General features: G+C 64.4%; 23 protein-coding genes. 14 read left to right on the top strand and 9 right to left on the bottom strand.

Annotation, left to right across the window (positions count from 1 at the left end):
- Positions 1-32: 32 nt before the first annotated feature.
- The 5 genes from N7333_RS12085 to N7333_RS12105 form a co-directional block, all read right to left on the bottom strand.
- Positions 33-1,055: an AbrB family transcriptional regulator gene (locus N7333_RS12085; RefSeq protein ID WP_012018026.1), complete on the bottom strand. Its 1,023-nt coding sequence runs from the start codon at positions 1,053-1,055 to the stop codon at positions 33-35.
- On the bottom strand, positions 1,039-2,559 hold the full coding sequence (locus N7333_RS12090) for a tripartite tricarboxylate transporter permease (RefSeq protein ID WP_012018027.1): 1,521 nt from the start codon (positions 2,557-2,559) through the stop codon (positions 1,039-1,041). Before N7333_RS12090 ends, N7333_RS12085 begins: the two co-directional genes overlap by 17 nt.
- 1 nt (position 2,560) lies before the next feature.
- Positions 2,561-3,004, bottom strand: coding sequence for a tripartite tricarboxylate transporter TctB family protein (locus N7333_RS12095; protein WP_003245491.1), 444 nt, complete (start codon positions 3,002-3,004; stop codon positions 2,561-2,563).
- A gap of 66 nt (positions 3,005-3,070) precedes the next feature.
- Positions 3,071-4,048 (bottom strand): tripartite tricarboxylate transporter substrate binding protein, encoded by a 978-nt coding sequence (locus tag N7333_RS12100; protein ID WP_003245489.1) that lies wholly within the window; start codon positions 4,046-4,048, stop codon positions 3,071-3,073.
- A gap of 31 nt (positions 4,049-4,079) precedes the next feature.
- Positions 4,080-5,345, bottom strand: coding sequence for an OprD family porin (locus tag N7333_RS12105; protein ID WP_279858882.1), 1,266 nt, complete (start codon positions 5,343-5,345; stop codon positions 4,080-4,082).
- A gap of 267 nt (positions 5,346-5,612) precedes the next feature.
- On the opposite strand from N7333_RS12105, the gene N7333_RS12110 reads away from it, so the two are divergent.
- Together N7333_RS12110 and N7333_RS12115 are read left to right on the top strand one after the other, a co-directional pair.
- Positions 5,613-6,284: a response regulator gene (locus tag N7333_RS12110; protein ID WP_003245486.1), complete on the top strand. Its 672-nt coding sequence runs from the start codon at positions 5,613-5,615 to the stop codon at positions 6,282-6,284.
- The gene (locus N7333_RS12115) at positions 6,281-7,678 is read left to right on the top strand and encodes a sensor histidine kinase (protein WP_129481533.1); all 1,398 of its coding nucleotides are present in this window, start codon (positions 6,281-6,283) and stop codon (positions 7,676-7,678) included. The genes N7333_RS12110 and N7333_RS12115 overlap by 4 nt, the downstream gene beginning before the upstream one ends.
- Here N7333_RS12115 and N7333_RS12120 read toward each other — a convergent pair.
- The 3 genes from N7333_RS12120 to N7333_RS12130 form a co-directional block, all read right to left on the bottom strand.
- Positions 7,661-8,416 (bottom strand): transporter substrate-binding domain-containing protein, encoded by a 756-nt coding sequence (locus tag N7333_RS12120; RefSeq protein ID WP_129481532.1) that lies wholly within the window; start codon positions 8,414-8,416, stop codon positions 7,661-7,663. The two genes, N7333_RS12115 and N7333_RS12120, sit on opposite strands and share 18 nt — an antisense overlap.
- Positions 8,417-8,481: 65 nt before the next feature.
- Positions 8,482-9,318, bottom strand: a complete 837-nt coding sequence (locus tag N7333_RS12125) for an HDOD domain-containing protein (protein ID WP_129481531.1) — start codon at positions 9,316-9,318, stop codon at positions 8,482-8,484.
- Positions 9,319-9,364: 46 nt separating this feature from the next.
- A complete protein-coding gene (locus N7333_RS12130; RefSeq protein WP_129481530.1) occupies positions 9,365-10,306 on the bottom strand; it encodes a folate-binding protein YgfZ in 942 nt (313 codons plus the stop codon).
- Between the two features lie 145 nt (positions 10,307-10,451).
- Here N7333_RS12130 and N7333_RS12135 point away from each other — a divergent pair, with 145 nt between their 5' ends.
- Positions 10,452-10,706, top strand: a complete 255-nt coding sequence (locus N7333_RS12135) for a succinate dehydrogenase assembly factor 2 (protein ID WP_003245478.1) — start codon at positions 10,452-10,454, stop codon at positions 10,704-10,706.
- Positions 10,690-11,157: a protein YgfX gene (locus N7333_RS12140; protein WP_129481529.1), complete on the top strand. Its 468-nt coding sequence runs from the start codon at positions 10,690-10,692 to the stop codon at positions 11,155-11,157. The genes N7333_RS12135 and N7333_RS12140 overlap by 17 nt, the downstream gene beginning before the upstream one ends.
- Here the strand turns inward: N7333_RS12140 and nadB are convergent.
- The gene (gene nadB / locus N7333_RS12145; RefSeq protein ID WP_003245475.1) at positions 11,111-12,742 is read right to left on the bottom strand and encodes an L-aspartate oxidase; all 1,632 of its coding nucleotides are present in this window, start codon (positions 12,740-12,742) and stop codon (positions 11,111-11,113) included. The genes N7333_RS12140 and nadB overlap by 47 nt on opposite strands.
- Before the next feature lie 377 nt (positions 12,743-13,119).
- Between nadB and rpoE the strand changes: the two genes are divergently transcribed.
- From rpoE to era, 10 genes are all read left to right on the top strand, one after another.
- Positions 13,120-13,701 carry an RNA polymerase sigma factor RpoE gene (gene rpoE, locus N7333_RS12150; protein WP_003245473.1) on the top strand — a complete coding sequence of 194 codons (582 nt, stop codon included), beginning with the start codon at positions 13,120-13,122 and terminating at the stop codon, positions 13,699-13,701.
- A gap of 30 nt (positions 13,702-13,731) precedes the next feature.
- Positions 13,732-14,307 (top strand): RseA family anti-sigma factor, encoded by a 576-nt coding sequence (locus N7333_RS12155; RefSeq protein ID WP_012018035.1) that lies wholly within the window; start codon positions 13,732-13,734, stop codon positions 14,305-14,307.
- 8 nt (positions 14,308-14,315) lie between these two features.
- The gene (locus tag N7333_RS12160) at positions 14,316-15,263 is read left to right on the top strand and encodes a MucB/RseB C-terminal domain-containing protein (protein ID WP_012018036.1); all 948 of its coding nucleotides are present in this window, start codon (positions 14,316-14,318) and stop codon (positions 15,261-15,263) included.
- A complete protein-coding gene (locus N7333_RS12165) occupies positions 15,260-15,715 on the top strand; it encodes a SoxR reducing system RseC family protein (RefSeq protein WP_003245466.1) in 456 nt (151 codons plus the stop codon). Before N7333_RS12160 ends, N7333_RS12165 begins: the two co-directional genes overlap by 4 nt.
- Before the next feature lie 35 nt (positions 15,716-15,750).
- Entirely contained in the window at positions 15,751-17,175 is a 1,425-nt protein-coding gene (locus tag N7333_RS12170) for a DegQ family serine endoprotease (RefSeq protein ID WP_003245464.1), read from the top strand.
- 151 nt (positions 17,176-17,326) lie between these two features.
- Positions 17,327-19,126: a translation elongation factor 4 gene (gene lepA, locus N7333_RS12175; RefSeq protein WP_129481528.1), complete on the top strand. Its 1,800-nt coding sequence runs from the start codon at positions 17,327-17,329 to the stop codon at positions 19,124-19,126.
- 6 nt (positions 19,127-19,132) lie between these two features.
- Positions 19,133-19,987, top strand: coding sequence for a signal peptidase I (gene lepB, locus N7333_RS12180; protein WP_003245461.1), 855 nt, complete (start codon positions 19,133-19,135; stop codon positions 19,985-19,987).
- 88 nt (positions 19,988-20,075) lie between these two features.
- Positions 20,076-20,453, top strand: coding sequence for a DUF4845 domain-containing protein (locus N7333_RS12185; RefSeq protein WP_012018040.1), 378 nt, complete (start codon positions 20,076-20,078; stop codon positions 20,451-20,453).
- A complete protein-coding gene (gene rnc, locus N7333_RS12190) occupies positions 20,450-21,139 on the top strand; it encodes a ribonuclease III (protein ID WP_003245458.1) in 690 nt (229 codons plus the stop codon). Before N7333_RS12185 ends, rnc begins: the two co-directional genes overlap by 4 nt.
- Positions 21,132-22,031: a GTPase Era gene (gene era / locus N7333_RS12195; protein WP_003245455.1), complete on the top strand. Its 900-nt coding sequence runs from the start codon at positions 21,132-21,134 to the stop codon at positions 22,029-22,031. Before rnc ends, era begins: the two co-directional genes overlap by 8 nt.
- The last annotated feature ends 30 nt before the right edge of the window (positions 22,032-22,061 follow it).

Here is a 22,061-nt window from a genome sequence, read left to right on the forward strand (position 1 = left end):
AGGCGTCATAAAAAAAGCCCGCACGAGGCGGGCTAAGTGTGGCGTTTGCTCCAGAGCCTGAACAACGGCTCGGCGAGAAACATCACCAGAAACAGCCGCAGCACCTGCAGTGCGGTGACCAGCGCCACCGACAGCTGCAGCGCCTCGGCGGTCAGGCACAGCTCGGTGATGCCGCCGGGCATCATGCCCAGCATCAGTGACAGGTGATCCTCACCGGCCAGCCAGCCTAGCGCTTCGCCGAGCAGGGCTGCGGCGAGCATCGCCAGCAGGGTGAACAGCAGCACGCGGGCGAGAAAGCCCGGGGCGCTGCGAAAGAAGGCGCGGTCGAAATGGCAGCCCAGGGCGCAGCCGATCAGCCATTGGCCCAGTTGCCCCAGGCCCGGTGGCAGCCCGATATGCAGGTCGAAGGTGGCGCTGGCCAGGGCGCAGGCGGTCAGCGGGCCGAGCATCCAGGGGTTGGGTTGTTTCAGGCGTGCCCAGAGCATGGCCAACAGTCCGCCGGCGGCCAGCAGGGCGAGCAGCCAGGCCCAGTCGACCGGCAGGGGTGGCGGGGCGCTGACATCGGGCAGGCCCCAGGTGAACAGCGCCGGAATCAGCAGCACCACCAGCAGCAGGCGCAGGCTGTGGGCGGCAGCCACGCGGGCCGCTTGCGCGTCGTGACGCAGCGCCAGGTTGACCATCTCGCTGGCGCCGCCAGGCATGCTGGCGAAGAACGCGGTGGCGCGGTCGACACCGGCACGGCGCAGGATGGCGATGCCGATCAGGCTCAGCAGCAGGGTGCCGAAGGCGCCCATGACCACCACCGGCAGGTGGCTGACGACCTGCTCCAGCACCTCGCTGGTGAAGTGCAGGCCGATGCCGCTGGCCACCAGCCACTGGCCGGCCTTGCGCCCGCTGGGCAGTTCGCTGAAGGCGCGGTTGCTGAGGCAACGCAGGGCGATCACCGCCAGCAGGGATCCGACCATCCACGGCAAAGGCCAGCCGGCGAGGCTGGCCAGGTAGCCGCCGACCGCACCGGTCAGCGGCGTTACCCACAGATCACGCGGTAGCGGCATCGGCCTGCGCCTTGAGCTGCTTGCGCCGGCGCATCCAGCGGATGCCCGGCAGGGCCAGCATCAGCACCACCAGCGCCCACAGGGTCAGGGTGATCGGGCTGCCCCAGAGGATGCCCAGATCGCCGGCGGAGATCGACAGAGCGCGGCGCAGGTTGTCTTCCATCAGCTCGCCGAGGACGAAGCCGAGGATCAGCGCCGACAGCGGGAAGTCCAGCTTGCGCAGGATGTAGCCGAACACGCCGAGGCCGATCATCAGCACCAGGTCGAACACCGTGCTGTGCACCGCGTAGACGCCGACCATGCTGATCACGGTGATCGCCGGCACCAGCACCCAGTTGGGTACGGCGAGCATGCGCGAGAACAGGCCGACCAGCGGGATGTTCATCACCAGCAGGATGACGTTGCCGATGAACAGCGAGGCGATCAGGCCCCACACCACGTCCGGCTGCTGCTCGAACAGCAGTGGGCCGGGGGTGATGTTGTACAGGGTCAGTGCGCCGATCATCACCGCCGTGGTGCCCGAGCCGGGTACGCCGAGGGTCAGCATGGGGATCAGCGAGCCGCAGGCCGAGGCGTTGTTGGCGGCTTCCGGAGCGGCCAGGCCGCGCAGGTCGCCCTCGCCGAAACGGCCCTTGGGCCCGGCCAGGCGCTTCTCGCTCATGTAGGTCATGGCGCTGGCGATGGTCGCACCGGCACCGGGCAGGGTGCCGATGACGAAGCCGGCCACGGCGCTGCGGATCATGGTCCAGAAGCTCAGGCAGAACTCCTTGAAGTTGAACAGCAGGCGCCCGCTGGCCTTGACCGCCTGCTGGCCGCTGTGGGTCTTCTCCAGCATCAGGAGGATCTCGCTGACGCTGAAGAAGCCGATCACCACGATGACGAACTGGATGCCGTCGGACAGGCTGACGCTGTCGAAGGTGAAGCGGTACACGCCAGTGGTCGAGTCCACCCCGACCGTGGCCAGGGCCAGGCCGATCAGCGCCGCCATCAGGGTCTTGACCGGCTTGTCGCCGACCATGCCGCCGAGACAGGCGATGGCGAAGATCATCAGCACGAAGTACTCGGCCGGGCCGAAGGCCACCGCCCATTTCGCCAGCAGCGGAGCGAACAGCACCACGCCGCAGGTGGCGATGATGCTGCCGATGAACGAACTGACCGCCGACAGCGACAGGGCGATACCGGCCTTGCCCTGACGCGCCAGCGGGTAGCCGTCGAGAGTGGTCATCACTGCCGCGGCGTCACCGGGTACGTTGAGCAGAATGGCGGAGATGCGCCCGCCGTACTCGCAGCCCAGGTACACGGCGGCAAGCAGAATCAGTGCGGTTTCCGGCGGCAGACCGAGGGCGAAGGCCAAAGGCAGCAGCAGCGCCACGCCGTTGATCGGGCCAAGGCCCGGCAGCAGGCCGACCACGGTGCCGACGAAGGCGCCGAACAGCGCCACCAGCAGGTTGGTCGGCCGGGTGGCGACGTCGAAGCCCTGCATGAGGAAGTTGAGGGTTTCCATTTCAGCTCTCCACGAAAGCGTCTAACAGGCCGAGCGGCAGGGGCACGTCCAGCAACAGGTCGAACAGGCTGTAGAGCAGCACGCCCATCGCCACGGCGCTGATGGCGCACGGCAGCGGGCGGCCGGTGAACAGCAGGCCGAGGGCAAAGGTGGCCAGGGTGGTGCTGACGACGAAGCCGAGCAGCTCGAAGGTCAGCGCATAGGCCAGCAGCACCACCACGCAGAGGGCGCTGCGCAGTGCCATGGGGACGTCCAGGCGTTGCTCGAGCAAGCCGGGTTTGATCATCAGCCACAGGCTGCCGGCACCCATCAGGGCCAGCAGCAGCAGGGGATAGGCGCGCGGGCCGACCGGGTCATAGGCGAAGGGCGCCTGGAAGCCCCAGGCAAGGACGGCGAGCCAGACGCACAGCAGCAACCAGATCGCGGAGAACAGGCGAACGTACATGGTGATTTACCTCAGGGGCGTCGACCGCCGAGCGCCGGCGGCCGAACGCGGATTGCGCAAGACGTGCTACTGAACCAGGCCGAACTCGCCGGCCAGCGCCTTGTATTCCTGCACCTGCTTGAGCACGAAGGCGTTGAGCTCGTCGCCGGTCAGCGACAGGGGGAACAGGTCGCGCTGCTCACGCAGGGTGGCGAAATCGTCACGAGCGAGCATCTGGTCGAACTGGCCTTTCCACCAGTTGTAATCCTCGTCGCTGACCTGCGGGCCCATGTAGAAGCCGCGGATCACCGGCCAGCTGATATCGAAGCCCTGCTCCTTGGCGGTGGGGATGTCGGCCAGTTTGCCCGGCAGGCGCTCGTCGGCCAGCACGGCGAGGATGCGGATCTTGCCGGCCGCCAGCTGCGGGGTGACTTCGCCGAGGCCGCTGGAGGTGACCTGGACGTGGCCGCCGAGCATGGCGGTGAGGGTCTCGCCACCGCCTTCGAAGGCGACGTAGCGCAGGTTCTGCGGGTCGATACCGGCGGCGCGGGCGATCAGTGCCGTCTGCATCCAGTCCTGACCGCCGATGGTGGCACCGGCGCCGAATACCACGCTGCTCGGATCCTTCTTCAGGGCCTCGACCAGTTCGCCAAGGTTCTGCCAGGGCGCATCGTCACGCACGGAAATGGCGCCGTAGTCGGTGCCGATGGCCGCCAGCCAGCGCACGGCGCTCTCGTCGTAGCGGCCGAACTTGCCCTGGGCCAGGTTGAGCAGGGAGCCGGAGGAGAAGGCGGTGATGGTGCCCGGGTCCTTGGCGCGCTGCGCGACCACCGCGTTGTAGGCCACGGCGCCAACGCCGCCAGGCATGTAGGTGACGCGCATCGGCGCTTTGAGCAGACCGGTGTCCTTCAAACCGCTCTGGGCCAGCTTGCAGGTCAGGTCGAAACCACCGCCGGGCTTGGCCGGGGCGATGCATTCGGGGCGCTTGGGTTCGGCGGCCAGCAGCTGGCCGGCGAAGGCCAGGCAGGAAACCGCCAGGGCGGCACGGGTCAGGGCAGATTTCATGTTGGATTATCCTCGCGGGTCTTGTTGTTGTTTACCAGATCGGCAGGCTGTAGCCGACGATGACACGGTTCTCGTCCGCATCGCGGGCGAAGTCGGAGCGGAAGCTGGCGTTGCGCAGGCGCACGTAGAGGTCCTTGAGCGGGCCGGTCTGCACCACGTACTTGAGTTCGATATCGCGTTCCCATTCGCCGCCACGCTCGTCGCTGCCGGCGATGCGGGCATCGTCGCCGCGGATGTAGCGGGTCATGAAGGTCAGGCCGGGGACGCCGAGGCTGGCGAAATTGAAGTCGTAACGCGCCTGCCAGGAGCGCTCGTCGGCATTGGCGAAGTCGTTGATCTGCACGAAGTTGATCAGGAACGGATCGCTGCCGTCGATGTAGGCAAAGCCGGTATCGCCGCTCATGTCTTGGAAGCCCAGGCCGAACTTGTGCGCGCCGATGCCGTAGCTGAGCATGGCATTGACGGCGCGGTTGTCGACCTTGCCAGCGTTGGCCGCACCACTGTCGCGGCTGACGATGTAACGCAGGTCGCTGCTCAGGGTGCCGGCACCGAGCTTGTGGCTGCTGAGCAGGCCGAAGAAGTGCTGGCGATAAATGTCGTCCAGATCGGCGAAGTAGTAGCGGCCGGTGAAACCGGGGGCGAACTGGTAGTCGAGGCCGGCCAGGTCCAGGTGGTCGGCGCTGACGCCGCTGGTGAAGCGGCGGTTCTTGGCGTTGAGCACCAGGTCTTCGTCATCGGTGGAGGCGCGGTCGATGACCTTGTCCAGGCGGCCGCCGGTGAAGGTCAGGCCGTCGAGCTCCGAGGAAGTCAGCAGGCCGCCCTCGAACACCTGCGGCAGCAGGCGGCTGTCGCTGGCCTTGACCACCGGCAGCTCGGGCACGTGCGAGCCGTAGCGCAGCTCGGTGGCGGAGACCTTGACCTTGGCGGTCAGGCCCAGGCGGCTGAATTCGTCGGCGGAGCGGCCATCGTCGTGTACCGGCAGCAGATCGGTACCGGTGCGGCCGCGGCCCGAGTCGAGCTTGATACCGAGCAGGCCCATGGCGTCGAGGCCGAAACCGACGGTGCCTTCGGTGTAGCCCGATTGCAGGTCGAGGCGAAAGCCCTGGCCCCATTCTTCGCGCTTGTTCTGGCCGGTGCCTTCACGAAAGTCGCGGTTCAGGTAGATGTTGGTGGCGGTGAGGCTGGCCGTGCTGTCTTCGATGAAGGCGGCGTTGGCGAGAGGGGCTGCGCCGGTAGCGGCGATAGCCAGGCAGAGCAGGCGTACAGGCGGCAAAGCCTGGCGTGAGGCTGCGAGCATCATGTGGTCTCCGTTCTTGTTCTTGTAGCGACCTAGCACCACTGCAGGGTCACTTGGGCAGGTGGATCGAGCCACCATGAGACGATGCTATGAGGGCAAGCTTTCGCCAGGCTTTCATGCCGGCAAGTTTTTTTGGCGCCGCCAACGCTGCGTTCTGGGGATGCCTTGGTGTCGGATTCGCTTGCCATCATGGCAATTGGGCAATTCACAGCGGCCATGGCGGCGCTACACTGCGCGCCTCGAACGATGCTGCAGCTGGAGGTGGCAGTGCGGATTCTGCTGGTCGAAGACCACCCGCAATTGGCGGAAAGCGTGGCCCAGGCGCTGAAAGGCGCCGGCTGGACGGTGGACGTGCTGCATGACGGAGTGGCCGCCGACCTGGCGCTGTCCAGCGAGGACTACGCCCTGGCGATTCTCGATATCGGGCTGCCCAGGCTGGACGGCTTCGCCGTGCTGGCGCGCCTGCGCGACCGCGGTCAGCGCCTGCCGGTGCTGATGCTGACCGCCCGTGGCGAGGTCAAGGACCGCGTGCATGGCCTCAACCTCGGCGCCGATGACTACCTGGCCAAGCCCTTTGAACTCTCCGAACTGGAGGCGCGGGTCAAGGCGCTGCTGCGTCGCAGCGTACTCGGCGGCGAGCAGCTGCAGCGCTGCGGCGATCTGGTCTACGACCTCGGCGCGCGTCGCTTCAGCATGAAGGGCGAAGCCCTGAGCCTGACCGCCCGCGAGCAGGCGGTGCTGGAGGCGATGATCGCGCGGCCCGGACGGGTGATGAGCAAGGAGCAGTTGGCGGCCCAGGTGTTCGGCCTGGATGAGGACGCCAGCCCCGATGCCATCGAGATCTACATCCATCGTCTGCGCAAGAAACTCGAAGGCAGCGGCGTGCGCATCGTCACCTTCCGCGGCCTGGGCTATCTGCTGGAGGCGATCGAGGCATGAGCCGCAGCGTCAGCCTGCGCGGCCGCCTGCTGCGGCGCCTGGCGCTGTTGCTGTCGCTGATTCTGCTGCTGAGCAGCCTGAGCGCCTATTGGAGCGCGCGGCGCGCGGCGGACACCGCCTATGACCGTACCCTGCTGGCCTCGGCGCGGGCGGTGGCCGACGGCCTGTATGCCGACGATGGCCGGCTCAGGGCCAATATTCCATACGTGGCGCTGGATACCTTCGCCTACGACAGTGCCGGGCGCATCTACTACCAGGTGCTCGACCTCGACGGGCAGCAGGTCTCGGGCTACGAGGACCTGCCCCCGGCACCTGCCGGCACGCCCCGTACCGATGACTACCCCGCGCTGGCGCATTTCTACGATGCCGAGTACCGCGGTCAGGGCGTGCGGGTGGTGAGCCTGTTGCAACCGGTGAGCGAGCCGCAGCTCAACGGCATGGCGGAGATCCGCGTGGCCGAGACGCAGGGCGCGCGCGAGCGCATGGCCCGCGAGCTGCTGGTGGGGACCCTGTGGCGCATGGGGCTGCTGTCGGTCAGCGCGCTGCTGCTGGTGTGGCTGGCAGTGAGCCTGGCCCTGCGGCCACTGGAGGCGCTGCGGCGTGAGGTGGCCGAGCGTGCCAGCGACGATCTGCAACCGCTACCGGACACCGGCCTGCCTCGCGAGGTGTTGCCGTTGGTGGAGGCGCTCAACCAGTTCAACGAGCGGCTGCGCGGGTTGTTCGAGCGTCAGTCGCAGTTCATCGCCGATGCCGCCCATGAGCTGCGCACGCCACTGGCGGCGCTCAAGGCACGTATCGCCCTGGGCCTGCGCGCCGAGCAGCCGCAGGAATGGCGCAGCACGCTGGAGCAGGTGGCGCAGCAGGGCGATCGGCTGACCACCCTGGCCAACCAGCTGCTGTCGCTGGCACGCATCGAAAGTGGCGCGCGGGCCATTACCGAGGGGGGCGCGCAGCGGATCGATCTCAGCCAGCTGGCGCGCGAACTGGGGCTGGCCATGGCGCCGCTGGCGCATTCACGAGGTGTGGCGCTGGCGCTGGAGGCCGAACAGCCGGTGTGGATCGACGGCGAGCCGACCCTGCTCAACGAGCTGCTGAGCAACCTGCTCGACAACGCCCTGGCGCATACGCCGTCCGGTGGCAATCTGATCCTGCGGGTACTGGCGCCGGCGATCCTCGAGGTGGAGGACGACGGTCCTGGCATTCCCGAGGCCGAGCACGACAAGGTGTTCGAGCGCTTCTACCGCCGCGGCACGCAGGGCAACGGCGCCGGGCTGGGGCTGGCCATCGTCGGCGAGATCTGCCGTGCGCACCAGGCCCGGGTCAGCCTGCATCAGGCCGTACCGCACGGTTTGCGCGTACGGGTGGAGTTTCCGGTTTCAGTGACTGAGGGTTAGCGGCTGCTGAATCTCCAGCAGGTATTGCGCCACCTTGCCGCTTTCGCGTAGCTGCGCCAGGCCGCGGTTGAAGCGTTCGATGAGTTCGGCGTTGCCGGGGACTTCACGCGACAGCAGCAGATGCAGGTTGTCGCTACGCAAGGGGTGCGGGTGGACGCTCAGGCGCGCTCGCTCGGCGGGGCTGAAGTGGCGGTGGAGCATGTCGAAGCCAACCACCTTGTCCATCGGGAACAGGTCGACCCGCCCGGCCAGCAGTTGGCGAAAACCCTGTTCATCGTTGGTCAGACGCACCACCTGCAGTTCGCCGGCTGCCTCGGCGTGCTGGAAAGCCTCGCCGTAGTCGTAGCCGCGGGTGGCGGCGATGCGCAGATCGCGCAGGTCCTCGATGCTGGTCCAGTCGAAGTCGCGCGTCTTGCGATGAAACAGATAGTAGCCGCTCTCCACCACCGGATCGCTGATATGGAAGAGCCGCTCGCGCTCGCTGTTGTGCAGCCATACCGCACTGCCGTCGCGCTCACCCCTTTCCGCCATCTTCAGCGAGCGTGCCCAGGGGTGGAACTCCCACTGCACCTTGACGCCCTGCAGGGCGAAGGCTTCGGCGACGATGCGCGAGGCGACGCCGTGGTGGGGCAGGTGCTCGCCCAGGTAGGGTGGCCATTCGCCGTTGGTCAGCCGCACGCTGTCGGCAGCCTGGGCGCTGCCGCATAACAGGACGAATAGGAGAAGTGCGAAGCGCATGGCTCTACTTCCTCAGGCGATTGACCTGAGTGTAGAGGCGGTTTGCCATCCGTGGCGAGTCGCTTTTACTGCAGCATGCTCATGGCCGCTTCCATGGCGGCGGACATGTCCTCGTCGGCCTGCATGTCGACCTGTGGGTCCAGGCCGAGCTTGGTGAACGCCGGCACCTTGCTCCAGTCGAGCTGGGTGTAGGGGTGCTCGCTGCCGAGATAGCTCTGCAGGGTAGCGACCTGGACGATGTCCACGTAGTCGGCCTTGGCCGAGTCGCGGGTGAAGTCCAGATACTGGCTGGGCACGATGGCGATGGGCTCGGGGAACTCCCAGGTACGCAGGATCTTGTCGCCGATGATCGGATGGATCTGCTCGATCACGTGGTTGAGGCTGATGGAGTCGGCCAGCAGCTCGTTGTGCTCTTCGGCATAGGTGAGAATCGGCAGTACGCCGATCTGGTGCACCAGGCCGGCGAGGGTGGCCTGGTCGGGCATCAGACGCGTGTAGTGGCGGCACAGTACATGGCAGATGCCGGCGATCTCGGTGCTCTTGTTCCACACTTCGCGCATCTTGCGGTCGACGACGTCGCTGGTGGCCTGGAACATCTGCTCCATCGCCAGGCCGGTGGCCAGGTTGCAGGTGTAATTGATGCCCAGGCGGCTGACCGCCATCTGCAGGTCGGTGATTTCCTTGTTGCTGCGCAGCAGCGGGCTGTTGACCACCTTGATGATGCGCGCGGTGAGGGCGGCGTCGTTACCGATTACCTTGCTGATCTGCGGTATGCCCACATCCGGGTCTTCCGCCGCTTCGCGCACCCGCAATGCCACTTCGGGCAGGGTGGGCAGCACCAGTTCATCGTTCTCGATGGCGTGGATCAGTTCCTGTTGGACTTTTTCGGCAAGCTTGCTCATTTAGGGGCTCTCTTAGGCAAACCGGTACGGCGCCAGGGAAGTTTAGTCAGCGCTGGATTTCCTTGTCGGCATCCAGCTGATAAGGCAGGTCGAGCAGGGCAAGTGTCGGACCTTCACTGCTGCCGAGCTGGATGCGCCCGTCGGTGACGGCGTCCTCCTGCAGAACGGCGAGCAGTTCCACGCCATCTTCGGCCTGTGCCGCCAGTACCACCTCACCGACGCTGGAGGCGTGTACCGGGGAAAACAGTTCGGTGCCGGCAGACGGTACCTCGGTGCCGCCCAGACGCAGGCGATACAGGCGGCGCTTGAGTTTGCCCAGGTATTGCATGCGCGCGACGATTTCCTGGCCGGTATAGCAGCCTTTCTTGAAGCTCACGCCACCCAGGGCCTGCAGGTTGATCATCTGCGGGATGAACAGCTCGCGGGTGGCGCCGAAGACCTGACCGACCCCGGCGCGCACCTGGGCCAGCAGCCAGAGGTTCAGCGGCGCCTGGGGCAGATGTCGGCTCAGCACGGCGTGCAGATGCTCGGCCTTGTCCACCGCTGCCCAGAGTTCGACGCGGCCGTCGCCAAGGCGCACGGCCAGCAGACCCTCGGCACTGGCCAGGGCATCGGCGTGATCGCCCGGAACCAGGCCAAGTTCGCTCAGCACGGCGTCGCCACCGCTCAGGCCGAAGCGTACCCAGGCCGCGCTTTCGTCGCCGAGCTTGGACTTGGAGAACACTGCGTATTTCTGCAGGTCGGTCATCTGCGGTTCGATCAGCTCGCGGGCCATGGCCAGCAGGTAGCCGTCTTCCACCGGCACGATGCGAAAGCTCGATAGCATCCGGCCCTTGGGCGTGCAGCGAGCGCCCAGACTGGTCTGGCTGGCGGAAAGGTAGCTGAGGTTGCAGGTCAACTGGCCCTGGAGAAACTTGCCGGCATCGGGGCCGCGCACGGCCAGCAGGCCTTCGTGGTCGAGGAGAGTGAAATACGCGCTATCGGCCATGGTGGGAATCGAGTCGCTGGATGAAAGTCAGGGGCGTCATCATAGAGGGCGTGGTAGGGCCTTGTCAGCGCAATTGCACAGGGTTGCGGTGAACAGTGAGGCAAATCGCCGTTATACTGCCGCCCTCGTTCGAGGAGTCCGTTGCATGGTTGAGCAAAGTGAACTGAATCGTCTCTTCTGGCATAGCCGTCGCGGCATGCTGGAGCTGGACGTACTGCTGGTGCCCTTCGTCAAGGAGGTCTATCCCAGCCTGGACGCCGAGGATCAGGCGCGCTACCGCAAGCTGCTGGAGTGCGAGGATCAGGACATGTTCGGCTGGTTCATGCAACGCGGCGAGCCGGAAGATGCCGATCTCAAGCGCATGGTGCGCATGATCCTGGATCGTGTCCAACCCAAGTGACGTGTTCGAGTGCCGCTGGCAGCCCTCCCGCGGGCTGCTGAGGCTCTATCTGTGCGTTCTGTTTCTGGCTCTGCTGGCGCCTTGGCTGGCAGAGATTCCCGTCTGGCTGCAGGTGCTTTCACTGCCGTTGTGCCTGGCGCATGCCGGCTGGGTGCTGCCGCGGCATTTCCTGCTCAGCTCGCCTGAAGCCATTCGCGGTTTGCGCCGCGATGCCTGCGGTTGGCACCTGTGGAGTGCGGCCAAGGGTTGGCAGGCGGTGCAGCTGCGCCCCGACAGCCTGGCGTTGCCGCTGGCGGTGGTGCTGCGTTATCGCCTGCCGGGTCAGCGCTTCAGTCGCGGGCTATGCATCGCGCGCGACGCGCTGGCGCCGGAGCAGCATCGGCGCCTGCGCTTGCGTCTGAAGTTCAGCAGGCGACGCTGGGCTGAGCCTGGGGTGTCGGCACCAGAATAGTGTCTTGGGCTTCGGCCAACTGCTCGGGGTAATCGAGGGTGTAGTGCAGGCCGCGGCTTTCATGGCGCTGCATGGCCGAGCGGATCATTAGCTCGGCGACCAGCGCCAGGTTGCGCAGCTCGATCAGGTCGCGACTGACCTTGTAGTTGCTGTAGAACTCATCGATCTCGTCCAGCAGCAGGCGTACGCGATGCTGGGCGCGCTGCAGGCGCTTGTTGGTGCGCACGATGCCCACGTAGTCCCACATGAAACGGCGCAGCTCGTCCCAGTTGTGCGCGATGATCACGTCTTCGTCGGAGTCGGTCACCTGGCTGGCGTCCCAGCAGGGCAGGTTGGTCGGCATGTCCACTGCATCGAGCTGGGCGATGATGTCGGCACAGGCCGAGCGGGCGTACACGAAGCACTCCAGCAACGAGTTGCTGGCCATGCGGTTGGCGCCGTGCAGACCGGTGAAGCTGGTTTCGCCGATGGCATACAGACCCGGCACGTCGGTACGGCCGTACTGGTCGACGACCACCCCGCCGCAGGTGTAATGCGCGGCCGGCACCACCGGGATGGGCTGCTTGGTGATGTCGATGCCGAAACTCAGGCAGCGCTCATAGACGGTGGGGAAGTGGCTGGTGATGAACTCGGCCGGCTTGTGGCTGATGTCCAGGTACACGCAGTCTATCCCCAGGCGCTTCATCTCATGGTCGATGGCGCGCGCGACGATATCGCGCGGCGCCAGCTCGGCGCGTTCGTCGAAGCGCGGCATGAAGCGCTCGCCGTTGGGCAGCTTGAGCAGGCCGCCTTCGCCACGTACGGCTTCGGTGACCAGAAAGCTCTTGGCTTGCGGGTGATACAAGCAGGTGGGGTGGAACTGGTTGAATTCCAGGTTGCCTACCCGGCAACCGGCGCGCCAGGCCATGGCGATGCCGTCGCCGCAGGCGCCATCGGGGTTGCTGGTATAGAGGTAGACCTTGGCTGCGCCGCCGGTGGCGAGTATCACGAAACGCGCGGCGAAGGTGTCCACTTCGCCCTTCTCGCGATCCAGCACATAGGCGCCCAGGCAGCGCTCGCCATCCAGGCCGAGCTTGCGCTCGGTGATCAGGTCGACCGCCACACGCTGCTCCAGCAGCTCGATGTTGGGGCGCTGCCGTGCCTGTTCCAGCAGGGTATTGAAGATCGCCGCGCCGGTGGCATCGGCCGCATGAATGATGCGCCGATGGCTGTGGCCCCCTTCGCGGGTCAGATGAAATTCGAAGCCGCCGTCCTCGCGGGCGGTTTCCGCCTCGCGGGTGAAGGGTACGCCCTGATCGATCAGCCACTGGATGGCTTCGCGGCTATGCTCCACGGTAAAGCGCACGGCATCGGCACGGCACAGACCGGCACCCGCGTTGAGGGTGTCGGCGACGTGGGATTCCACCGTATCGGTGTCGTCGAGTACTGCCGCTACACCGCCCTGGGCCCAATAGGTCGAACCGTTGGCCAGACTGCCCTTGCTCAGCACCGCGACACGCAGGCTGGGAGGCAGGGTAAGAGCGAGGGTCAGGCCGGCAGCGCCGCTGCCGATGACCAGAACGTCGTGCTGGAAATGATGACTCATGAGCGAATTCCGCGGGGAAGCGGGCCCTAGTATATAGAGAGGTCCGGCGGCACAATAGCCGGCTTATGACCGACCGCGGTGCTCGGGAACTTTCTTAGTCGTTAAGGTTCAAAGAGGGGTCGCCCATATAAGGGAGAACGCTTGTGCGTGCCCGTAATCAACCTCGACATAGCCGTCGAATTATCGGGCAAACAGGGGCAATAAGATTTATTCGCGCGAATTGGGAAGGGTCCCATTGGCGCCATTCCTTGTAGAGAAAAAGAACTCTGCAGGAAGCTTGCTTGGAGGGGAGAACTTTTGCGAAAGGCCCGAGTCTATCTTGGCAAGCTGATTCGCTCAGGGACGCAAACCTCCTCCAGGCATCATGAGGAGAATGCATGCTAACCCAGGAAGATGATCAGCAACTGGTCGAGCGAGTGCAGCGTGGTGACAAGCGTGCCTTCGATCTGTTGGTGCTGAAGTATCAGCACAAGATCCTCGGGTTGATCGTGCGATTCGTGCACGATACCCACGAGGCTCAGGATGTCGCTCAGGAGGCTTTTGTAAAGGCCTATCGGGCGCTTGGAAACTTTCGCGGTGACAGCGCGTTCTATACCTGGCTGTACCGCATCGCCATCAACACGGCGAAGAATTATCTGGTGTCTCGCGGACGTCGACCGCCAGATAGTGATGTCAGTAGCGATGACGCGGAGTTCTACGATGGCGACCACGCCCTCAAGGACATCGAGTCACCGGAACGGGCATTGCTGCGCGACGAGATCGAGGCCACCGTGCATCGAACCATCGCCCAGCTACCGGATGATTTGCGTACGGCACTGACTTTGCGCGAGTTCGAAGGTCTTAGTTATGAGGACATCGCCAGCGTCATGCAGTGTCCGGTAGGTACGGTGCGTTCGCGGATTTTCCGTGCACGCGAGGCAATTGATAAGTCCCTGCAACCCCTGTTGCAGGAAGCCTAAGGCAGCGGCGACAGCCAAGAGAGGAACACCATGAGTCGTGAAACCCTGCAGGAATCGCTGTCCGCGGTGATGGATAACGAAGCGGACGAACTGGAACTGCGGCGTGTGCTTGTAGCAGCCAGTGAGGATGGCGAGCTGCGTGGGACCTGGTCGCGTTACCAGATCGCCCGTGCAGCCATGCACCGCGAGTTGCTGGAACCCCGTCTGGACATCGCAGCAGCGGTTTCCGCGGCGCTGGCCGACGAGGCCATCCCGGCTCGCAAGGCATCCATGTGGCGCAGCGTCGGGCGCGTGGCAGTGGCCGCTTCGGTCACCGTCGCCGTGCTGGCAGGCGTGCGCTTCTACAATCAGGACGATTTGAGTGGTGCTCAACTGGCCCAGCAAGGCGCTTCTCCGGTAATCTCGGCCCCGCAAGTGCAGGGCCCCGCATTGCTCGCCGGCTACAACAGCGGTGAAGAAGCTGGCGAAGCAGCCAAGCCGGGCACTGCCAGTTGGCATGAGCAGCGTCTGCCTACCTATCTGCGCCAGCATGCTCAGCAGGCGGTGATGGGTACCGGCGAGACTGCGCTGCCCTATGCGCGAGCCGCGAGTCTGGAAAATCGCTAAGGAGCCACATGCGCGCGATACCCCTCTGTTTGCTCAGTGGTCTGCTCGCACTCCCGGTGCAGGCCACTGAAGTGCAGGATTGGCTGAGGCGCCTTGCCGAGGCCGAGCGCCAGCAAAGCTTTCAAGGCACCTTCATCTACGAGCGTAACGGCAGTTTTTCCACCCATGGCATCTGGCATCGGGTGGAGGAGGGGGGTGAGGTTCGCGAGCGCCTGTTGCAACTCGATGGGCCTGCCCAGGAAGTGCTCAAGGTCGATGGTCAGGCCCAGTGCGTCAGCGGTGCCCTGGCCGACCAGGTCAGTGAGGAGCAGGCCTGGCCCGCTCGGCATCTCGATGCCGAACAGCTGAGCAACTGGTACGACATTCGCGTGGCCGGCCAGTCGCGTGTCGCTGGCCGCAGCGCAGTAGTGCTGGTGCTGGCGCCGAAGGATCAGCACCGCTATGGCTTCGAGCTGCACCTGGACCGGGCAACCGGCCTGCCGCTGAAGTCGCTGTTGCTCAACGAGCGCGGTCAGCTTCTTGAACGCTTTCAGTTCACCCAATTCAATACCGCCATCCCCGACGCGGCTGCGATGCAGCCCGGTTCGCGTTGCCGTCCGGTGCATTTTCGCACCGTCGATACGATGGCCGAAGGCAGTTGGCGCTCCGACTGGCTGCCACCCGGTTTCACCCTCAACACCGCTCAGCTACGACGCTTGCCGGCCTCGGATGCGAAGGTTGCCTACCTGATGTACGGCGATGGGCTGGCGCGTTTCTCGGTTTTCCTCGAGCCCTTGCAGGGCAACGTGGTGGAAGATGCGCGCAGCCAGCTAGGGCCTACCGTGGCGGTGTCGCGGCGCATGGCTACCGAAGCTGGCGACGTCATGGTCACCGTGGTCGGAGAGATTCCGCTGGGTACCGCCGAGCGTATCGCCTTGTCCATGCGTGCCGGGGTGCCTGAACAGGCCAGCCAATGATCGAAGAACAGGGGCGTGTGGTGGCGCTCGAGCCCGGCGCCGTCTGGGTGGAGACGCTACGCAAGAGCACCTGCTCGAGTTGTTCGGCCAATGCCGCTTGCGGTCAGGGGCTGATGGATCGCCTGGGTGTCGGGCGTCAGCGCGGCTATGTGCGCGCCCTCAGCGACAGTCCGCTGTCGGTTGGCGACACCGTGGTGATCGGTGTGCGCGAAGATCTTCTGGTGCGTAGTTCCCTCCTGGTTTATCTGCTGCCTCTGTTGGGGCTGCTGGCTGCTGCACTGGCGGCGGATGGCCTTGGGCTGAGTGAGCCGCTGGTCATCCTGGCCGGTCTGCTCGGCCTGTTCTTCAGTTGGCTACTGGTTCGCTGGCGCGCTTCGCGCGTTGCCGAGAACCCCGCGTTGCAACCGGTTGTCCTACGTACGCTGCTGGTATCCGTGCCAGCGGCGGGTTGAGTGTGTGCGCGTTTTATATGGGGAGTCGTAGTTCGATGAGAAATCTCAAATCCGTAACGCCGCTGCTGATGGCAGCGCTGCTCTGGGGGCAGAGTCTGCTGGCCCAGGCCAGCCTGCCGGACTTTACCGCTCTGGTTGAGGAGGCCTCGCCTGCGGTGGTCAACATCAGTACTCGTCAGAAAATGCCGGAGCGCTCCGTGGCTGCTCAGCCCGGGCTGCCCGATCTGGAAGGCCTGCCGCCGATGTTCCGCGAGTTCTTCGAGCGCAGCATTCCGCAGATGCCTCGCAATCCGGGCGGTCGTCAGCGTGAGGCGCAGTCGCTGGGTTCCGGCTTCATCATCTCCGCCGATGGTTACGTGCTGACCAACAATCATGTGGTGGCCGATGCCGATGAGATCATCGTGCGCCTGTCTGACCGCAGCGAGCTGGAGGCCAAGCTGATCGGCGCCGATCCGCGCAGCGACGTGGCACTGCTCAAGGTCGAGGGCAAGGGGCTGCCCACCGTGCGCCTGGGCAAGTCCGACGAACTCAAGGTCGGCGAATGGGTACTGGCCATCGGCTCGCCTTTCGGTTTCGATCATTCGGTGACCGCCGGTATCGTCAGCGCCAAGGGGCGCAACCTGCCGAGTGACAGCTACGTGCCCTTCATCCAGACCGATGTGGCGATCAACCCCGGCAACTCCGGCGGGCCGCTGTTCAACCTCAAGGGCGAGGTGGTCGGCATCAACTCGCAGATCTTCACCCGCTCGGGCGGCTTCATGGGCTTGTCCTTCGCCATCCCGATGGAAGTGGCCCTGCAGGTTTCCGAACAGCTCAAGGCCGACGGCAAGGTCACTCGCGGCTGGCTCGGCGTGGTGATCCAGGAAGTGAACAAGGATCTGGCCGAGTCCTTCGGCCTGGATCGCCCGGCTGGTGCCCTGGTGGCGCAGGTGCTGGAAGATGGTCCGGCGGACAAGGGCGGTCTGCAGGTCGGTGACGTGATTCTCAGCCTCAACGGTAAGCCGATCGTCATGTCGGCGGATCTGCCGCATCTGGTCGGTGGCCTCAAGCCGGGCGAGAAGGCCGAGATGGACGTGGTGCGTGACGGTTCGCGCAAGAAGCTCAAGGTGACCATCGGCACCTTGCCGGAAGAAGGTCAGGAACTGGCTGCTGCCGGTTCGACCAAGGGGGGCGAGCGCAGCAGCAACCGCCTGGGTGTGACGGTGGTCGAGCTGACCGCCGAGCAGAAGAAGGGCCTGGACCTGCGCGGTGGCGTGGTGGTCAAGGAAGTGCTCAGCGGTCCGGCGGCCATGATCGGTCTGCGACCGGGCGATGTGATCACCCACCTGAACAACCAGGCCATCGATTCGACGGCCACCTTCGCCAAGGTGGCGCAGGAGCTGCCGAAGAACCGTTCGGTGTCGATGCGCGTGCTGCGTCAGGGGCGCGCCAGCTTCATTACCTTCAAACTGGCCGAGTAAATCGCGGCGCAGGTCAGACAAGGGCGCTTTCGGGCGCCCTTGTCATGTGTGCGGCCGGTGCGCCAGACGTGACGTGGAGGCGCTTGATCGGGTACACTCCGCGGCTATTTTCGGCGGGCATATGGCCCGTGGCCTCTTCGAGTGTTGATCTGTGAGTGACCTGAGTCATATCCGCAATTTTTCCATCATTGCCCACATTGACCACGGCAAGTCCACCCTGGCTGACCGTTTCATCCAGATGTGCGGCGGCCTTGCCGCGCGCGAAATGGAGGCTCAGGTCCTGGACTCCATGGACCTGGAGCGTGAGCGCGGCATCACCATCAAGGCCCACAGCGTCACCCTTCACTACAAGGCGAAGGACGGCAAGACCTATCAGCTGAACTTCATCGATACACCCGGCCACGTCGACTTCACCTACGAAGTCTCGCGTTCGCTGGCGGCCTGCGAGGGCGCGCTGCTGGTGGTCGATGCCGGTCAGGGCGTCGAGGCGCAGTCGGTCGCCAACTGCTACACCGCCATCGAGCAGGGCCTCGAGGTCATGCCGGTGCTGAACAAGATGGACCTGCCGCAGGCCGATCCGGACCGCGTCAAGGACGAGATCGAGAAGATCATCGGCATCGACGCCACCGACGCCGTGGCCTGCAGCGCCAAGAGCGGCATGGGCGTGGACGAGGTGCTCGAGCGCCTGGTGCAGACCATTCCCGCACCGACCGGTGATATCGAAGCGCCGTTGCAGGCGCTGATCATCGACTCCTGGTTCGACAACTACCTGGGCGTGGTCTCGCTGGTGCGCGTGCGCCAGGGTCGCGTCAAGAAAGGCGACAAGATCCTGGTCAAGTCCACCGGCAAGGTGCATTTGGTCGACAGCGTCGGTGTCTTCACCCCGAAACATACCGCCACCGCTGACCTCAAGGCCGGTGAAGTGGGCTTCATCATCGCCAGCATCAAGGACATTCACGGTGCGCCGGTGGGCGACACCCTGACTCTGTCCTCGACCCCCGAGGTCGAAGTGCTGCCGGGCTTCAAGAAGATCCAGCCGCAGGTCTACGCCGGTCTGTTCCCGGTCAGCTCAGACGATTTCGAGGACTTCCGCGATGCGCTGCAGAAGCTGACCCTCAACGACTCGTCGCTGCAGTACATACCGGAAAGCTCCGATGCCCTGGGCTTCGGTTTCCGTTGCGGTTTCCTCGGCATGCTGCACATGGAGATCATCCAGGAGCGCCTGGAACGCGAGTACGATCTGGACCTGATCACCACCGCGCCGAGCGTGATCTACGAGCTCGAGCTCAAGACAGGTGAAACCATCACCGTCGATAACCCGTCCAAGCTGCCGGACGTTTCGTCCGTCGCCGATTTCCGTGAGCCGATCGTTACCGCGACCATTCTTGTGCCGCAGGAGCACCTGGGTAACGTCATCACCCTGTGCATCGAGAAGCGCGGCGTGCAGCGCGACATGCAGTTCCTCGGGTCTCAGGTACAGGTTCGCTACGACCTGCCGATGAACGAGGTGGTGCTGGACTTCTTCGACCGTCTGAAGTCGACCAGCCGTGGTTATGCGTCGCTGGACTATCATTTCGACCGCTACCAGTCTGCCAACCTGGTCAAGCTGGACGTGCTGATCAACGGTGACAAGGTCGATGCCCTGGCATTGATCGTGCATCGCGACAACGCGGCCTATAAGGGCCGTGCGTTGACCGAGAAGATGAAGGAACTGATCCCTCGGCAGATGTTCGACGTGGCGATCCAGGCAGCCATTGGCGGCCAGATCATCGCGCGGACCACTGTCAAGGCGCTCAGAAAGAACGTACTGGCCAAGTGCTACGGTGGCGACGTGAGCCGTAAGAAGAAGCTGCTGGAGAAGCAGAAGGCCGGTAAGAAACGCATGAAGCAGGTCGGTAACGTGGAAATCCCACAGGAAGCCTTCCTCGCTGTGCTCAGGTTGGATAGCTAAGGCTCTATGTCGATCAATTTCCCGCTCCTGTTGGTTATCGCAGTCGCCGTTTGCGGCTTTCTGGCTCTGGTGGATCTGATTCTGCTGGCTCCGCGCCGTCGTGCGGCCATCGCGGCGTATCAGGGGCGGGTCGACGATCCCGATGACAGGGTGCTGGAGCGCCTGAGCAAGGAGCCCTTGCTGGTCGAGTACGGCAAGTCATTCTTCCCGGTGCTGGCCATCGTTCTGGTGCTGCGCTCGTTTCTGGTCGAGCCGTTCCAGATCCCGTCGGGCTCGATGAAACCGACCCTGGAAGTGGGCGATTTCATTTTGGTCAACAAGTTCGCCTATGGCATTCGCCTGCCGGTACTGGACACCAAAGTGATCGAGGTGGACAACCCGCAGCGCGGCGATGTGATGGTGTTCCGCTACCCCAGCGATCCCACCATCAACTACATCAAGCGGGTGGTGGGCCTGCCGGGTGATCGCATCCAGTACACCCAGGGCAAGCGCCTGCTGATCAATGGCGAGCCGGTAGCCGAAAAGCTGGTCGGCGAAGAAACCGGCAGCCTGGGCAGTGCGATGCTCTATCAGGAGCGTCTTGGCCAGGTCGAGCACACCATCCGCAAGGAAATGACCCGTATGCGTCGTGAGCCCGGTGGTGAGTGGGTGGTCCCGCAAGGGCACTACTTCATGATGGGTGACAACCGCGACAACTCCAACGACAGCCGCTACTGGCGCGACCGTCATATCCCTCAGGAGCTGTGGGGCATGGTTCCGGACGACCATATCGTCGGCAAGGCGTTCGCCATCTGGATGAGCTGGCCGGAACCCAAGACCAGCAATCTGCCCAACTTCTCGCGTGTCGGCCTGATTCATTGAGCACTGGCGCGCTGCTTTCGGCAGCGCCGCAGGCTATAAATAGTCTGGCCGTCAGGCTTTCCAACAAGACCGTCTATTGGGGATATACATGAATTTCGCGCGCTCGCAGCAAGGGCTTTCCATTCTGGGCTGGCTGGTGGTTCTGGCCGTGGTGGCGTTCTTCGCCAGCACGGCATTCAAGGTGATGCCGCACTATCTCGACTACATGTCGCTGGAAAAGATCATTACCTCGGTGGAAACCGACAAGGCATCGAACGTGCGTACCGTGGGTGAGTTCTACAACCACGTCAGCAAAGGCATGCAGGTCAACAACATTCGTGACCTGAACATGCGCGAGGCCATGCAGGTGAAGGTGGAAAACAACGAGTTCCTCGTCCACCTCAAATATGAAAAACGCGAGCCGCTGATCGAGAACCTCGATCTGGTGGTGAATTTCGACAAAGAATTTCGTGTACGGATGCCGTGAGTCCCAATCTGTCCCGCCTCGAGCGTAAGCTCGGCTATAGCTTCAAGGACCAGGATCTGATGATCCTGGCCCTGACCCATCGCAGTTTCGCCGGTCGCAATAACGAGCGTCTGGAATTTCTCGGTGATGCCATCCTCAACTTCGTTGCCGGCGAGGCGCTGTTCGAGCGCTTTCCGCAGGCCCGCGAAGGTCAGCTGTCGCGCCTGCGTGCCCGCCTGGTCAAGGGCGAGACCCTGGCCGTGCTGGCGCGCGGTTTCGAGCTGGGCGAATACCTGCGCCTGGGCTCCGGCGAGCTGAAGAGTGGCGGTTTTCGCCGCGAATCGATTCTCGCCGATGCGCTCGAGGCGCTGATCGGCGCCATCTATCTGGATGCCGGCATGGACGCAGCGCGAGAGCGCGTGCTGGACTGGCTCAGTGGCGAGCTCGATGGCCTGACACTGATCGACACCAACAAGGATCCGAAGACGCGCCTGCAGGAGTTCCTGCAGTCGCGCGCCTGCGAACTGCCCCGTTACGAGGTGGTGGACATTCAGGGCGAGCCGCACTGCCGTACCTTCATGGTCGAGTGCCAGGTGGCCCTGCTCAATGAAAAGACCCTGGGCCAGGGCGGCAGCCGGCGTATCGCCGAGCAGGTCGCCGCGGCTGCGGCGCTGATCGCCCTCGGGGTGGAGAACGGCAATGACTGATGCACCTGTGAGCCGCTGCGGCTATGTCGCCATCGTCGGCCGCCCCAACGTGGGCAAATCGACGCTGCTCAACCATATTCTCGGGCAGAAGCTGGCGATCACCTCGCGCAAGCCGCAGACCACCCGGCACAACATGCTCGGCATCAAGACCGAGGGCGAGATCCAGGCCGTCTACGTCGACACCCCCGGTCTGCACAAGCACAACGACAAGGCGCTCAACCGCTACATGAACCGCAGCGCCTCCAGCGCACTGAAGGACGTCGACGTGGTGGTGTTCGTGGTCGACCGCACACGTTGGACCGACGAGGATCAGCTGGTGCTGGAGAAGGTGCAGCACGTCAAATGCCCGATCCTGCTGGCGGTGAACAAGGCCGACCGCCTGGAAGACAAGAGCGAATTGCTGCCGCACCTGAACTGGCTGGCCGAGCAACTGCCGCAGGCCGAAATCGTGCCGATCTCCGCGTTGCAGGGGCAGAACCTCGATACGCTGGAGAAACTGGTGGGCGAGCGCCTACCGGAATCCGAGCATTTCTATCCCGAAGACCAGATCACCGACCGCTCCAGCCGTTTCCTGGCTGCCGAGCTGATCCGCGAGAAGATCATGCGCCAGCTCGGCGCCGAGCTGCCCTACCAGATCACCGTGGAGATCGAGGAGTTCAAGCAGGACGGCCCGATCCTGCATATCCACGGTCTGATCCTGGTGGAGCGTGACGGGCAGAAGAAGATCATCATCGGCGACAAGGGCGAGCGTATCAAACGCATCGGCCAGGACGCGCGCAAGGACATGGAGACCATGTTCGACTCCAAGGTGATGCTCAACCTCTGGGTCAAGGTCAAGGGCGGCTGGTCCGACGACGAACGCGCCCTGCGTTCGCTGGGTTACCTGGATTGATCGCGGCGCCGTGCGCATCCTCGGTGTTGC

The sequence above is a fragment of the Pseudomonas sp. GD04158 genome, assembly GCF_029834875.1.
Taxonomy (GTDB): Bacteria; Pseudomonadota; Gammaproteobacteria; order Pseudomonadales; family Pseudomonadaceae; genus Aquipseudomonas; species Aquipseudomonas hydrolytica.